The 13,111-nt window shown below is 41.0% G+C and carries 15 protein-coding genes; 7 read left to right on the top strand and 8 right to left on the bottom strand.

The features are described 5' to 3' along the window. Positions 1–2: 2 nt before the first annotated feature. The 4 genes from ONT18_RS04480 to ONT18_RS04465 are packed head-to-tail and all read right to left on the bottom strand — an operon-like array spanning position 3 to position 2,518. Positions 3–614 (bottom strand): DUF1788 domain-containing protein, encoded by a 612-nt coding sequence (locus ONT18_RS04480; protein ID WP_264904323.1) that lies wholly within the window; start codon positions 612–614, stop codon positions 3–5. A 1-nt stretch (position 615) separates the two neighbouring features. Then, positions 616–1,239, bottom strand: a complete 624-nt coding sequence (locus ONT18_RS04475) for a DUF1819 family protein (protein ID WP_264904322.1) — start codon at positions 1,237–1,239, stop codon at positions 616–618. A gap of 29 nt (positions 1,240–1,268) precedes the next feature. Next, positions 1,269–2,303 (bottom strand): helix-turn-helix transcriptional regulator, encoded by a 1,035-nt coding sequence (locus ONT18_RS04470; RefSeq protein WP_118139861.1) that lies wholly within the window; start codon positions 2,301–2,303, stop codon positions 1,269–1,271. 17 nt (positions 2,304–2,320) lie between these two features. After that, positions 2,321–2,518, bottom strand: a complete 198-nt coding sequence (locus ONT18_RS04465) for a helix-turn-helix transcriptional regulator (RefSeq protein WP_094881851.1) — start codon at positions 2,516–2,518, stop codon at positions 2,321–2,323. Positions 2,519–2,780: 262 nt separating this feature from the next. Here ONT18_RS04465 and ONT18_RS04460 point away from each other — a divergent pair, with 262 nt between their 5' ends. The 7 genes from ONT18_RS04460 (at position 2,781) to ONT18_RS04430 (ending at position 8,922) form a co-directional block, all read left to right on the top strand. Further along, positions 2,781–3,452: a hypothetical protein gene (locus ONT18_RS04460; RefSeq protein ID WP_264904318.1), complete on the top strand. Its 672-nt coding sequence runs from the start codon at positions 2,781–2,783 to the stop codon at positions 3,450–3,452. A gap of 2 nt (positions 3,453–3,454) precedes the next feature. Beyond that, positions 3,455–4,153 carry a hypothetical protein gene (locus tag ONT18_RS04455; protein ID WP_264904317.1) on the top strand — a complete coding sequence of 233 codons (699 nt, stop codon included), beginning with the start codon at positions 3,455–3,457 and terminating at the stop codon, positions 4,151–4,153. A gap of 27 nt (positions 4,154–4,180) precedes the next feature. Continuing rightward, the gene (locus ONT18_RS17385; protein WP_437183706.1) at positions 4,181–5,803 is read left to right on the top strand and encodes an A1S_2505 family phage non-structural protein; all 1,623 of its coding nucleotides are present in this window, start codon (positions 4,181–4,183) and stop codon (positions 5,801–5,803) included. A gap of 6 nt (positions 5,804–5,809) precedes the next feature. Then, the gene (locus ONT18_RS04445) at positions 5,810–6,376 is read left to right on the top strand and encodes a radical SAM protein (RefSeq protein WP_264904316.1); all 567 of its coding nucleotides are present in this window, start codon (positions 5,810–5,812) and stop codon (positions 6,374–6,376) included. A gap of 111 nt (positions 6,377–6,487) precedes the next feature. Further along, positions 6,488–7,693 carry an HIRAN domain-containing protein gene (locus tag ONT18_RS04440; RefSeq protein WP_264904314.1) on the top strand — a complete coding sequence of 402 codons (1,206 nt, stop codon included), beginning with the start codon at positions 6,488–6,490 and terminating at the stop codon, positions 7,691–7,693. Between the two features lie 60 nt (positions 7,694–7,753). Continuing rightward, complete coding sequence (locus tag ONT18_RS04435; protein ID WP_264904312.1) at positions 7,754–8,320, top strand: DUF6642 family protein; 567 nt, start codon at positions 7,754–7,756, stop codon at positions 8,318–8,320. A gap of 29 nt (positions 8,321–8,349) precedes the next feature. Next, positions 8,350–8,922, top strand: coding sequence for a hypothetical protein (locus ONT18_RS04430; protein ID WP_264904310.1), 573 nt, complete (start codon positions 8,350–8,352; stop codon positions 8,920–8,922). Between the two features lie 270 nt (positions 8,923–9,192). Here the strand turns inward: ONT18_RS04430 and ONT18_RS04425 are convergent, their stop codons facing one another. Genes ONT18_RS04425 through ONT18_RS04410 form a run of 4 tightly spaced genes read right to left on the bottom strand, consistent with a single transcriptional unit; the run spans position 9,193 to position 13,111 of the window. Next, entirely contained in the window at positions 9,193–9,714 is a 522-nt protein-coding gene (locus tag ONT18_RS04425) for a phosphoribosyltransferase (protein ID WP_118139853.1), read from the bottom strand. Continuing rightward, positions 9,711–10,244 (bottom strand): glycoside hydrolase family protein, encoded by a 534-nt coding sequence (locus tag ONT18_RS04420; protein ID WP_264904308.1) that lies wholly within the window; start codon positions 10,242–10,244, stop codon positions 9,711–9,713. The genes ONT18_RS04425 and ONT18_RS04420 overlap by 4 nt, the downstream gene beginning before the upstream one ends. Beyond that, positions 10,241–12,427, bottom strand: coding sequence for a type IV secretory system conjugative DNA transfer family protein (locus ONT18_RS04415; protein WP_264904306.1), 2,187 nt, complete (start codon positions 12,425–12,427; stop codon positions 10,241–10,243). Before ONT18_RS04415 ends, ONT18_RS04420 begins: the two co-directional genes overlap by 4 nt. 36 nt (positions 12,428–12,463) lie before the next feature. Continuing rightward, positions 12,464–13,111 (bottom strand): DUF1566 domain-containing protein, encoded by a 648-nt coding sequence (locus ONT18_RS04410; RefSeq protein ID WP_264904304.1) that lies wholly within the window; start codon positions 13,109–13,111, stop codon positions 12,464–12,466.

The raw sequence follows: 13,111 nt of genomic DNA, 5'->3' as shown, positions 1-13,111 counted from the left end.
AGTTACTCATTGATAAGTAGTGTTGCACGATAAGTGTGATTGTCTGGGAGCGTATCAAACAGACGGAAAGAGTTCTGGTCACGATGACCTGGGTAGAAGACGATAATCTTATACTTCCCAGTCTCGTTGTAGTCCTCATAGAGGGCAAGAAACTCATTGACTCTCAGATAGGGGAACATACTGCCGATGCCATACAGGAAAACGTATGGACGGCGGTATTGATCCTTGATGGTGATATGGTCGATGATACGCTGATGAATGTACTGCACGAACTCTGGAGAATGGGCATTACGGGTCAGCGTGTCCTGGGTGTTCTTTGCCTTTGACGGATCTGCCTGCTCTTTCTCCAACTGGTATTTCAGCATGGATGGATGGCGCAGAAACTTCTTCTGGTCGAGAAAGTTGCAAAACTCCTCAAACAGATTCAGCGTAAGCACATCCACGTAGTTGACCGGGCGAATGAGATTCGCCTTGAACTCCTGTATCTGCCGACGGATGTCATACTCCTTCTCTGCCGGATATTGGTAGATGAAGAAGTTGTAGAACAGGTCGCCGTTCTCCGTGTCCTGGAAGCCAGGGCTGTTCAGTTTATCATCAAGTTCTTTTATCGTCATATCACATTGATTTCTTTATGTTATCTATTTCGTATGGCTGCAGGAGGCAGGCTTCCAAGAACCATGGTTCTCCCTTTGCCAAGTAGTAGTCGTAATTGTTGCAGACCAGGGAATGAAGACGGTTGTCATTGGTCAGCATTCCCACCTTTCTCAGGATGGTGAGATATGCACTTGCCACCTTTCCCTTAGTAGAGTCACTCCATGAGTCAACAAACTCGTCTTTGGCAGAGATTTCGTTGAACTCCATCATGAGGTCTTCCTTGTCTATGCTCTTTGAAATACTGTTCCACTTGCGCATGGTGACATTCACGTGGAAGTCGAAACATATCTTGTATGTTTTGAGTATCACATAGAACAGAGCTATCACCTTGTCACTATCGCTCATTTCCTTGAAATCATTCCAGAATGAAGGAGGCATTGTTTGATAACGCCTCTTAATCTCGTGAATGTTTCTTGAACGAGCTGTTTCTGCATTGATATGCAGCAGATTGTTGTTAACCTTTTCTTCTTGGAGCAGTTCTTCACTGTTCTCAGCCTGAAGTAAAGGCAACAGGGTGAGTGTCTCTTCGAAAAGAAAGCCCCCACCTGTCAATGCTGCTGTATATGGACTATTATTCTTATTCATTATTATTAAATACTTTTGCAAATGTAATACTAATCGGTGCAGTCTATCTGCATTTCATCATAATTCTGCAAATTACGACGTAGATTTGCCAATATCTCCTGTTTGAAAGGCTCGGGTTCGAGCACTTTAACGTCAAATCCAAATGAAAGTATCAATTGCGTAAACTCGTATGTCGGTCGTACTTCAACAGCCAGAATGCGGTTTTCTGCATCTACTATTTCCTGCGAATGATGCAGGGGCTTGGACACGATATAAGGGTATTGCTTTTTTGAGAATTGAAGCAGAACCCTAATCTTTTCAACATCTGATGGCGGTATTGTCACACCGAACACATCATCGAAGTAGTGTTCAAAATCGACCTCTTTATTTGGTATGTATGCCACATCCTCCTCTACATTGAAGTTCTGTATACGGTCGAGGGCATAGTTTGATATTCTGTCAGCCTCGGCATCATACGCCATAAGGAACCATCGGTTGTTGTATTGCTTGATGTACCAAGGATGCACAACAACGGTGTACTCCTCATCGCAATTCTTATAGTTGCGATACGTGATTCTTACAGCTTGATGGCTTGTAGCAGCATCTATGATGTCAGGCAGTAAGTTCAGTCCCCTGAGATAGGGGTTTTGTTCAAAGCCAATCATGTTCTCCTGCTTGCCTCTAAGTCCAAATCGCCATTCCAGGTTGGAAATGACTTCATCCACCCATGCGTTGCTTGGCAATCCTCTAAAACGCCTGAGGGTAATGATGACTGAGCGAAGCTGTCGTGCTTCATCTTCTGTCAGTGGTTGGGCATTGATGGTAAAGTCAGGATCACTGTATCGATAATAAACCCTTCTGCCATCTTGCTTTCTTTCAAGCGGCACACTCCAGCCCGTTTCACTTTCCATGAATTTGATGTCCTCAAATATCTGTCGCCGACTCACTCCTCCTACGCCATTATAGTAGTAGATGGCCTCTTCGCACTTGTCGATGAGGTCTTCCATGTAGTATCGATGTCGTCTGTCTCGAAAGCATTTATCGAGAGTCTGGTAGCGTATAGCTGCATTCTTGTTTGTTGGCATACTGGGTTCCTTTTACATTATCGAATTAAATCATTGACTGTGACTCCAAGACACTTTGCTATCTCAACAAGATTCTCCAAATTCGGTTGTGCATTGTTGGTACACCACTTGGAGATCGTTGCAGGATCTTTACCTAATTGTTCAGCGAGCCATTTGTTGGTTCTCTTTTTTTCAGCTAGAACAACTTTCAGCCGGTTCAGGTCTTTATTTTCCATAATTGCTTATTTAATGTTTCTACATATGCAAAAGTAGTGTTTTTATTCGAAATATCATAATAAAATTGGAAAAAAAGAGGCTTTACGCTCAAAAAAATGATAAAAACATCAATTTATGTCCAAGTATTTTGTATCTTTGCCCAAAAATTGGGTGTTTAAGGCATTCAAGAAGATTTTATCGATTTTTATTTTGAGATGCAGATAGGCTGCATAAATGTGATTTACCTTTGCCAAAGAATTGAGATTTTTAATAAACAATGATATGAAAAAAGCTCAAGTAGAATATAATTCTAAAGGCAAAATTGCTTCATGGGATGCCAACAGATTAGTGAGGGAATATATAGGCATCGCCTGGATGACGAATGACACGATTCCTTTTCAAAACCTTCCTTGGGACAGCCAGGTAAGGATTCGTAGGGTAGCAGCTGTAATAAGTGGTTATCTCGATTACAATTTGAAAGAGTCGGATCCATTCGAAATCATCAGCCTTGTATTCTCAAATTTCGACAACAGAAAAGTTCTGTCGGAATCGAATATCGATGTGTCGGACTTTGAGCAACTCAAAAAGAAGCTTTGTGAAGTGTCCGATGAATCATGGCGAATGGAACATCTGCTGAAACAATTTCAGCTAAACGAGGACAGAGAGCAACTTCTGAATGTTCTTCTTCGTTATAGGATTGCTACAGAGGAGTTGGAAAACACTTTCTCTGGCATCTTGGAGGCACGTACAGGAGCATACATTGGTACAAAGGCTCTTCAAGGGCTTTACAATTCCAAGCTCCAAGAGTGTAACAGAAGGGTGGATGATATGATCGTTCTGCTTTTAGGCAGTACTTTCAAAAGAACATTTACGGAACGAGAACTGATTGAGCATTACAACTATCCAGCAACAACGGATGATGAATTGCTCGATTGGAGAACTGATAATTTATAAGTATGAATACAGAAGATAAACAGAAACTTGTAGATGCAATAAATTGCAAGTTTCCACAAAACAATATAATGGAGCTCTACTATGATATTGGTAGAGTTCTACCTTTTACAGCCCAAAGGTTTCCTGATGGTAGAGTATCTGCTTGGTACAGAAATCAATACGTTCAGGTTGTTAGAGTAGAACCACATGGCAGATTTGGTAAGTATGGTACCGCTTATGGCTTCTATTATCGTAATGGCGAAAGGGCAGATAGTTCAGACTCACCAGTATTATGTTGGTGTAAGAAGGACGATACGGAACCTCAGCCAATACCAAACTGCGGATGTGGCTCCTGGGCATTACTTGAAATACAGGGAGAAGGTGCAAAAGAGCATGAAGTTAAAGTACTCGGATTGGATGATGTGTTTACATTCGGAAAATATAAGAACAAAACTATTAGAGAAGTTATTGATGCAGACTGGAACTATGTAAAGTGGGCAATCATTGAGTCTCAGCGATTGTTAGCTGATATAGACTCTATAATTGAATATCACAGAAGTAATCTAAAGACATTGCAACCAGATGATTTGATAACATTCGGTAAATATCGGGGTAAAACCCTGCAAAGCGTCTATAACGATGATGTTCAATACTTGAAATGGATGGAAAGTCAAAATCCTGATTTTATCATAGATTGGGAGAAACTGACATCTGAGAGTTAATCATAAACGTATGCAAATTGTAAGATTATGAGCAAGAATAGAACTGAAAACCCCAATATTGCTTCGGGTAGAATAGATAAACTTGAAAAGGATGAAATCTTCGTCTTTGGTAGTAATCTTGTAGGGAAACATCTTGGGGGTGCAGCAAAAGCTGCACATAATAAATTTGGAGCTCAATGGGGAGTAGGTGTAGGGTTGACAGGTCAAGCTTATGCCATACCAACTATGCAAGGAGGTGTGGAAACTATCAAACCATACGTTGACGAGTTTGTTGAGTTTGCAAAGGAACATCAGGAGAAGAAGTTCCTCGTCACACGTATAGGCTGTGGCATAGCAGGTTTTAAGGATGAAGAGATAGCGCCACTATTCAAGCAAGCTATAGCAGTTTGTAACATATATCTTCCCAAAGAGTTCTATGACATAATAGTAGCTCCTTATCTTGAACATTGTTTCTACTATGGCAAAAATATTCCGGAGGATTGTGGTGCTCATGTGGGTCATCAATATGAAGGATATTGGGTTAGATTTCATTTTAATAATGATGATTACCTATTGAACGAAACCCTGTGTTACATAAGAGAAGGGCTTGGCGATTTCTGTGCCAATGATGGTGTGCCAATATCCATGAAGGCAATTCTTTACAACCGTTTCTGCCATTGGGGTTGGTGCGAGACGCCTGATACGTTTCGCAGTTGGTACGAAGCTCTTGACTATACTAATGTTTTAAGAAAAAGTAATGAACATCAAAAGAATCCTGTCAACGTGTACTGCCCAATGCTCATGGGAACTATATTAGGGGACATTGCAGGAAGTATCTATGAGTTTGATCCGCATAAGTCAACGGATATAAACATCCAAGATAAGAGAATGGACTACACCGATGACACTATAATGACCATTGCTGTGGCTGACTGGATTTTGAACGATAAGCGGCATACCAAAAAGGGATTAGTTGAACGTATGCAGCAATGGGGACGCAAATATCCTAATCCTATGGGAGCATATGGTAAGATGTTCTCACAGTGGCTACGCAAAGACAATCCGAAACCATATAATTCATGGGGCAATGGTTCTGCCATGCGTGTGTCTGCAGTCGGTTTTGCTTTTGATACATTGGAAGAAACAATTAAAGTTGCAAAGATATGTGCCGAAGTGACACACAATCATCCCGAAGGCATTAAGGGAGCACAGGCAACGGCAGCTGCTATTTTTATGGCAAGGACTGCTAACTCTAAGGAAGATATACGCCGCTTTATCACTGATACCTTCGGTTACAATCTTAACAGAAGTTGCGATGATATACGCCCAACATATGGATTTGACGGCAGTTGTCAAGGTACAGTGCCAGAATCCATCATTGCTTTTCTCGACAGCAAAGACTATGAGGATGCTTTGCGGTTATGTATCTCGTTAGGAGGTGATGCAGATACAATGGGAGCAATAACTGGAGCCATTGCTGGTGCTTATTATAACAAGATGCCTTATGCTCTGTACAACTTTGGCATGGAGAAACTGCCTAAAGACATCCAAAATATAGTTGGACTGTTTAATAGTGAACATGGGCATAGTGTATCGTGTAGATGGCGAAATGCTGAGTTTGATACAGAGGAGCTTATTAGAAAAGTTAAATGTGGTAAAATATTCATTTAAGACAACATGGACAAATATAATATGGAAAGACCAATATTCGGTATAAGCCGACATCGTATGGGCATAGATGGAAATGGGGTTACTACACTCGTTGCCTTCATGGGATGCCCATTGAAGTGTAGGTACTGCCTGAACGATCAATGTCATGCCCCAATATATGAAAATGATGGTAGATCTTTGCAAAAAGGCATAAGGATGCTTACACCAAAGGAATTGTTTGATGTCGTGAAGATTGATAATATCTACTTTCAATCCACTGGTGGAGGTATATGTTTTGGAGGTGGAGAACCTACAATGAATGCGGATTTTATCATTGAGTTTGCTAAACTATGCCCCAGAAATTGGAAACTGACAATAGAGACATCTCTTCATTGTTCATTTGAGACTATAGAGGCTTTGTCCAAATATATAAATGAATGGATTGTTGATGTTAAGGATATGAATGATTCTATATACAAGAATTATACGAAGGTGACTTCTGATATTAAATGGCAACTCCATACCTTAAAAAAGTTTGTGCCATTAGATAAAGTTACAATCAAAGTGCCTCTTATTCCTCATTTCAACACGTAGGTAGATGTCGATAGAAGCATTAATAAATTGAAGAGGATGGGATTTAAGAACATTTCTCAAATCAAATACATAGAACGAGAAGCTAAATTTGATTCAAAACAATAGTTCGATATGAGAAAAGGAAAAGAAAAATGTGAGATACTGAAAGCTATCCGTACTTATGTTGCGAACAAGTATGGCGTGGAATATACGCCTTCAGAATGTAATCATAAAGGTGAGTGTCAAGGCACTTGCCCGAAGTGTGATGGCGAATTGGCTGATCTTCAAGAAAAGCTGGAAGCTAAAGGTATTACCGATATTTCAGAAGATGCCAAACTTAGGGAAATGGTAAGAAATTATCTATCCAAAACTAAGGTAGAAGATTATTCTCTTCTTGTTCCTGATGACGATTCCGAAAGAACGCAAGGTATGCCTATGCCTTTACAAGGTGACCTTGCTATTGAAGATGGACTTGTTCCAGACGATCCGATAGAAGGGAATATGGACTTTTTTCCTATAGAGAAAAGAAAATTGTTCCTGGAATGTAACATAGCAGGTGCAGCGTTTTACAACATTGATGATATTTGGGACGAGCTACAAGACGGTTCGAAATTGGTCCTTGTTCGTGAGAAATACAACGTCCATGATGAAAATGCTGTAGCGGTAGCCATAGCAGGTGATGAAGGATCTGAATACGAGGACGTTGGACCAACTCTTGGATATATACCAAGAAAGGTAAATAAGTCGTTGGCTGCACTACTTGATATGGGGTGGCAAGATGTCTTTGAAACTGAAATCAGTGGACTAAGAAAGGATGCGCCTTACAGTGACCGCATTCACATCTCTATCTTTATAAAAAACAAAGATGTCGAAGAAGAGCCTGAAAAAGATGACTTTCGACTACGAATGATGGTTGTTACAGAAGAGGACAAATGGAAACATATGGCTGACGAACTGTGGCAGAAAGGATATACTTATTTTCGTTGGGGTGGTTTTCCTCCTTGGGAGCGTGACTTACCAAATAAAGGTGATAAAGTGGTATTCTTGTATTATGATGGTGAGCAGTATTTCATGTATCTTATGAAAACAATTGCCATTGGTGAACAAACCATGCCATTCCTTGAAGACATTGAAGATCTGCATCGAGTTGATGACTGTACTGGCTATGTTTTAACGAACGTGGTTGGCCCCGTTATAATGGAGGATTGTGAACTGTATTTGCCAAAAGAACTGCTAAAAGGTAAATATCAACCAGACGAACGCATTTCACAATCACTTACGAATAAACTCATGGATATATTTGTCAGTCATCAATATTCAAGCCTCAATGACTTATGATGTAATGAACAAATCGATTTCAATAATACAAAACGTGTATGAACTATAAAATAAAATACGATGAATAAAATATTTTGCTTGGAAACAGAATGGGATCAGACTCTGCATGATTTGAAGAAAAAATCACCGGTCTTACCTCTTCTTGATTTTTTGGAGAATGCTATAAAAGTAGATTATACATTCAGACAGGTAGCAACTGAATCAGATTTCAAATATTATATAGAACATTTACACCAACCAAGTTATAGCGCATACGACACGATATATTTGTGCTTTCATGGGAAGGAAAAGAGTATCTGCTTTGCTGATAAAACAAATTTGGACTTGATTGCTTTTGCTGAAAAAGATGCAAATCGAGGTATTTTCGAAGGTAGAAATGTTCATTTTGGAAGTTGCAGCACATTGAAAATGAACAAAGAAGAGATTCTGCATTTTAAGCGATTAACTAAAGCACGTATGATAACAGGATATACTGAAGATGTTGATTTTACGTCTAGCTTTATATTTGAAACCTGGCTTCTGAATGCAATGTGGGTCAACAGTGATTTCGCTGCAAAACGAATAAATGATCTTGCTGAGAATGAAATGCCATATTATACTAAGAAATTTGGCTTTGAAGCTTTTTAATAATTGTAATAAACATTAAACATATAATTATGAAACATTTTTTATTGACTTTATTGCTGACATTTGCTGTCTGCATCGGATATGCCCAATCTGAGCATATGAAATTCAAAGGGATTCCTATGGAAGGAACTCTCCAAACATTTACAACAAAGTTGAAAACTAAGGGCTTTACACCAATTGGCATTCAGGATGGAGTATCTATGCTAACTGGTGAATTTGCGGGTTATAAAAATTGTACCATTGGTGCAATCGCTGATAAAAGTGGTATGATTTGCAAAGTGACAGTGATTTTTCCGAGTATGGATCAGTGGGGTGAGTTGGATAAATGTTATTCCGGTTATAAATCCATGCTGACGGAAAAGTATGGTGAACCGGTAAAATGCGAGGAGTATTTCGATAAGCTTTATGATCGTGATGCTTCTTCCAAGATGTATGGAATAAAGTTCGATAATTATAAGTACTATTCAGTTTTTACCTGTGAGCAAGGAGATATTCAACTTGAAATAGCTCATAATGATGTTTCGTCATGTTATGTGATGTTGAGTTATTTCGATAATGCGAATCAGGAGAAACTTAGAAAACAAATTATGGATGACCTATAATTTGTCGAAATGAAGAGTAGTCTATTACATAGAACACTCTTCTTTCAGTCGTTTCACGAAATGCTCACATTGTGGGTCATTAAGGAATATACAATAGCGGGCACCTTCCTGTTTGTGTGGACAACGACACAGGATAAGGTGGCCGTCTAAAGCTTTACTATGCCAATCGTAACTTTTAGCACAATCCTTACAACGATAGATTGTTGCAGTTGCGATTGGCTTTATTTGTTTCTTTCTTGGTTTGGGCATAAATCAATCTTTATAATTGTGTTATCGCCGAAGACTTCTGGTTTCTTCTCTTTGTAGAAGAGTGTCACTCATAGCAAATGATGCAACTGTTCCACAGCCAAGTGCTCTGATAGCTGCCTTAGCGGTATTGCCTGTATCTACTACATTATCAATGAGATAAGGAGTACGGTTTGTAGGCAAGTCTTTATGCCTGTAGAACCCCATATCTTCGGCTGAAAGCATCTGGCCTCTTTTCTTGGCATCATATTGTGAGTCTCGCTCTATGCCGCGGAGGGCATCAACAATAGGGAGACGAGTATATGACGAGATTGCCGTTACCAACTGCATGGTCTGTTCGGCTTTGCCATGATGTCCAGGGATAGGAACGAGAATTGCATTTTGTGGTAACAGCTTTGCTATCTGGCGAGCAGCATAGTCTATGGCATCATGGTCTCCTTCTTTCACTTTATGGGCTACCCACCGGTTGATACCATCATAATATCTACCAGTGGATAGGAATGTGATACCGTCTGAAACAGTTTTGATTGGCTCGTTTTCTGTCATGGAGTAAATAATAACATGAGTTCTGCATACCGTCTTCGCTCAATGGAAGGGATTCGTTTCCCTCGCCAATGGCAATGATTCACATAATCGTCTCTGATGTTCCGGTTACCTACTTCAAGTTTCTTTAAAACAGAACTTTTCGGGTATTTGCCCTTATATCCTGTCACCTTGTATGGTCCGATGTTATAGGCCAAAGCGGCAAGGAGTAGGGAGTCCTGACCATAGGAACGAAACATAGCACATAACTCTCTGAGGTCTTTACGAAGAAGTTGCTCTGCTTCATATGTTGACATATTAGCAGAGTAACGCTCTCCAGATCTGAGCTTATGTCCATAACCTACATACGGATAGTCCTTAGCTCGATGCATACCTTCATAGAACCTAATGCAGCATACCGCACGCTCGAAAGGTGGCAACTCGAATATGGAAGCCGGTGTTGATGCCAGTCGCTCTGTCGGCATTCGAGCCTGGGCATTCGCAACCAGACTCAATGATATAAGTAGGAATAATATTATTTTTCTGAAAGTCATTTTATCTTGAATTTGTTTATCTCGTCAATCATATTCTTGACATCGAGGTTTACACTCACGAAATTCTGATACAGGATTCGCTCCTTGGCATCCTTGGATGGGAAGGTATAGAACTTCGGTATTTTATAGTTCGCATAGTCAGCTTCTTCCTCAGCAATCTTCTTCATATCAAAGTCAGTCTTGCAATAGAACTTAGAGGTCTGGAACTCTGCTGATTCCTGGATATTCATGCTGTCACCTCGTCCGGTCTTGGTCTTAATGAAGTCACGAGCAGACTGACCGCATATCCAACCTGTAGGCATGTCTGAGATTTTACTGGCAGGAACAAGGCTGTCCATGTTCTCATTGAGATTGATGGAGGTCTTGTCGCGGTCGATGGTCACCCCTTTCTTTAGCTGAACTACCTTGCCAAAGATGTCGTTGGAGAGCCATTCCAAAGTTTCTTTTGCTCTTGCTGAACCACTAACCACGTTACCAACAGTTGTGATGACCTTTTGCATACCCACCTTTCCGTAGTCGGATTCAAGCTGTGGCAGCTCCTGAAAACCGAGAGCCACGCTGACTTTGTTGCTTCGGGCAGTACCGATAAGTCGATCAATCTTGTGAAAGTAGAGCGTAGGCAACTCGTCCACTATGATGCTGACAGGTATGTTCTTGCCTTGACCGGTATTGACACGAGTAACGAGACGGTTCAGAATCAAAGCATTCAATGCACCAATGATACTTTCCATCTCTGGGTCGTTGGCTATGAGTAGATATGAAGGATTCTTCGGATCGGACACCTTCAGGTCAAAATCATCACCATCCTTATGGAATATCCAATATGACTCCTTGGTAGCCAATCGTGAGGTATAGACACGGAGCGTACCAATCATACCTTCCAACTGTTCCATAGCCTTATTCTTCATGGCAGTCTGGAAAGGACCGAGGAGAGGAGCAACCTCTGGGTCTGTTTCCAAAACCTCAAAGATAGTCTGGTAATCGAGATTAAGGAACGAAAGGATATGTGGCATGTCACTGTACTTGCCCAACCAATACTCTGGTTCCACCTCTCTGCCGGTATGGTCAAAGACTCTGCCAGTAGGTTTCGGACGATGAGTCTTTGGCTCTGTTGTCATCTCAGCAATAAGAGGATTGCCGTTCTTGTCGTATGGCACCTTCTTGTAGTTGACAAAGAAATAGATACAAGCTGCCAGGAAGTTGACCGCTGATGTCTGGAAGAACTGGTCGCTACCGCCACCACCTTCTTTCTTGCCTTTCTGCAAAGACTCCAAAAGAGTTTCAGCCGTTTCACTGGCTGCAGCAAGGTTGCCGATGTATTTCTGCTGAATAGGATTTACACGTCTGGAATACTCCACATCCACAAAGTTGATGATATTGAACTTGCATCCTTGTGGCACCTTCCCGGCTTTCTGGTTTATCTTGTAGTGATAATACAGCTTCTGCGCAAGAGTCGGGAACTTGTAATCATAGACAACCATAGCAAACCCCTTGGCACTGTGCTGACGAATGAACGGCTCAATGATGGAGAAAGTCTTACCGGAGCCAGGAGTACCGACTACCCATGTTCCTCGGAAAGGATTCACGATATTCACCCAACCTTTGCGGAACTTGCCCTTGTAGTAATAGCGCATCGGGATGTTTACGCTATACTTGTTCTCCTGCAGTTCCTGACATTGCTCAAAAGACTCGTTCTCGAAGTTGAAACGGTCTTTGAGCAATCCTTCCTTCAGGAACTTAGAGATATTGTCGAGGGCAACATGGATGCAGATGGTACCAAGAATAGAGGCAGCCATGTAGAGCCAGATGTTCAGACTGATGGTATAGAACCTCATATCCATACGATGACCGAAAAGCCATATAGACAGTATGGTAATGAACAGTCCACCCACCAACGGATAGAACACTTGACGACGAGCATCAAACTCCAAATGTTTCTTGTTTCGGGTGCCAATGCAAGTGATACTGATAAGCACGATGGTAGCAATCTTGCTCCATACGAGGTTGCCATCTATATAGATAAACCACCTCTTTACACGGCTATGAATGTCACAAACAATGCCACCCCAATAGTCAAGCAACGCTGGGTCTATAGCATATTCAAAGAACTCCACTATCAATGATAAGTATATCAGACAGCGGAATATCTTATACATGGTCTGTAATTCTTTTGTTTCCTCCATGAAACCTTATTCTTGTATTATAGTGAATATTTAATGCTAATTATATAAAGTGATGATTGGACGAACTTTATGTGCTTGCGTCTTTGGTGTTTCTTGAAGTGCCCCTGAAGCTAACGAGTATAGCCAGGCTTTGGTAGTTTCCTGGTCTTTAACCTCTGTCGAAGTCCAATACCAACACTCATCCGGATTGTCTGGAATCACATCGCCACCGCACTTGCTGATATACGTATTTACAACACTGCGTGCTTGATACAAGAGTTTGATCTGAGCAACGGAAGGGATGTAGGCGCTCTGACCATATTGCCACATGTCAAAGACTGCTGAAGCTGCAGGCGAAGTGCCAGTGGAATACATAGCATGCGTATTGCCATTGCCATCGAATGCTGTAATATCAGCTGATGTGTTATGCTTCAATCCGAGAGAGTCTGAGTATGCAAACGGCTCAATGTCCTTTAGATAGACAGCATAGCCTGTGCCTTGGATGTCCTCGTTCTGATTCACATAGAATACCACGGCTATAGGAGTCTTGTTTTGGGACTTAACTTCCTCGAATCTTACGACTTTACCATCTGTACAGAGGATGTCGCAGGTCTTCATTGCCGTATCAGGAAAGTCTCGATGCTCATCGCATGAGGCAAATGCTACTGCCATGAGAGTAGCACAAATGATATGTAGTATCTTCAT

It is taken from the genome of Segatella copri, assembly GCF_026015295.1.
In the GTDB taxonomy this organism is placed as follows: domain Bacteria; phylum Bacteroidota; class Bacteroidia; order Bacteroidales; family Bacteroidaceae; genus Prevotella; species Prevotella copri_C.
The sequence above is the reverse complement of the archived record's forward strand: the minus strand, read 5'-3'. Positions and strand labels throughout refer to the sequence as shown.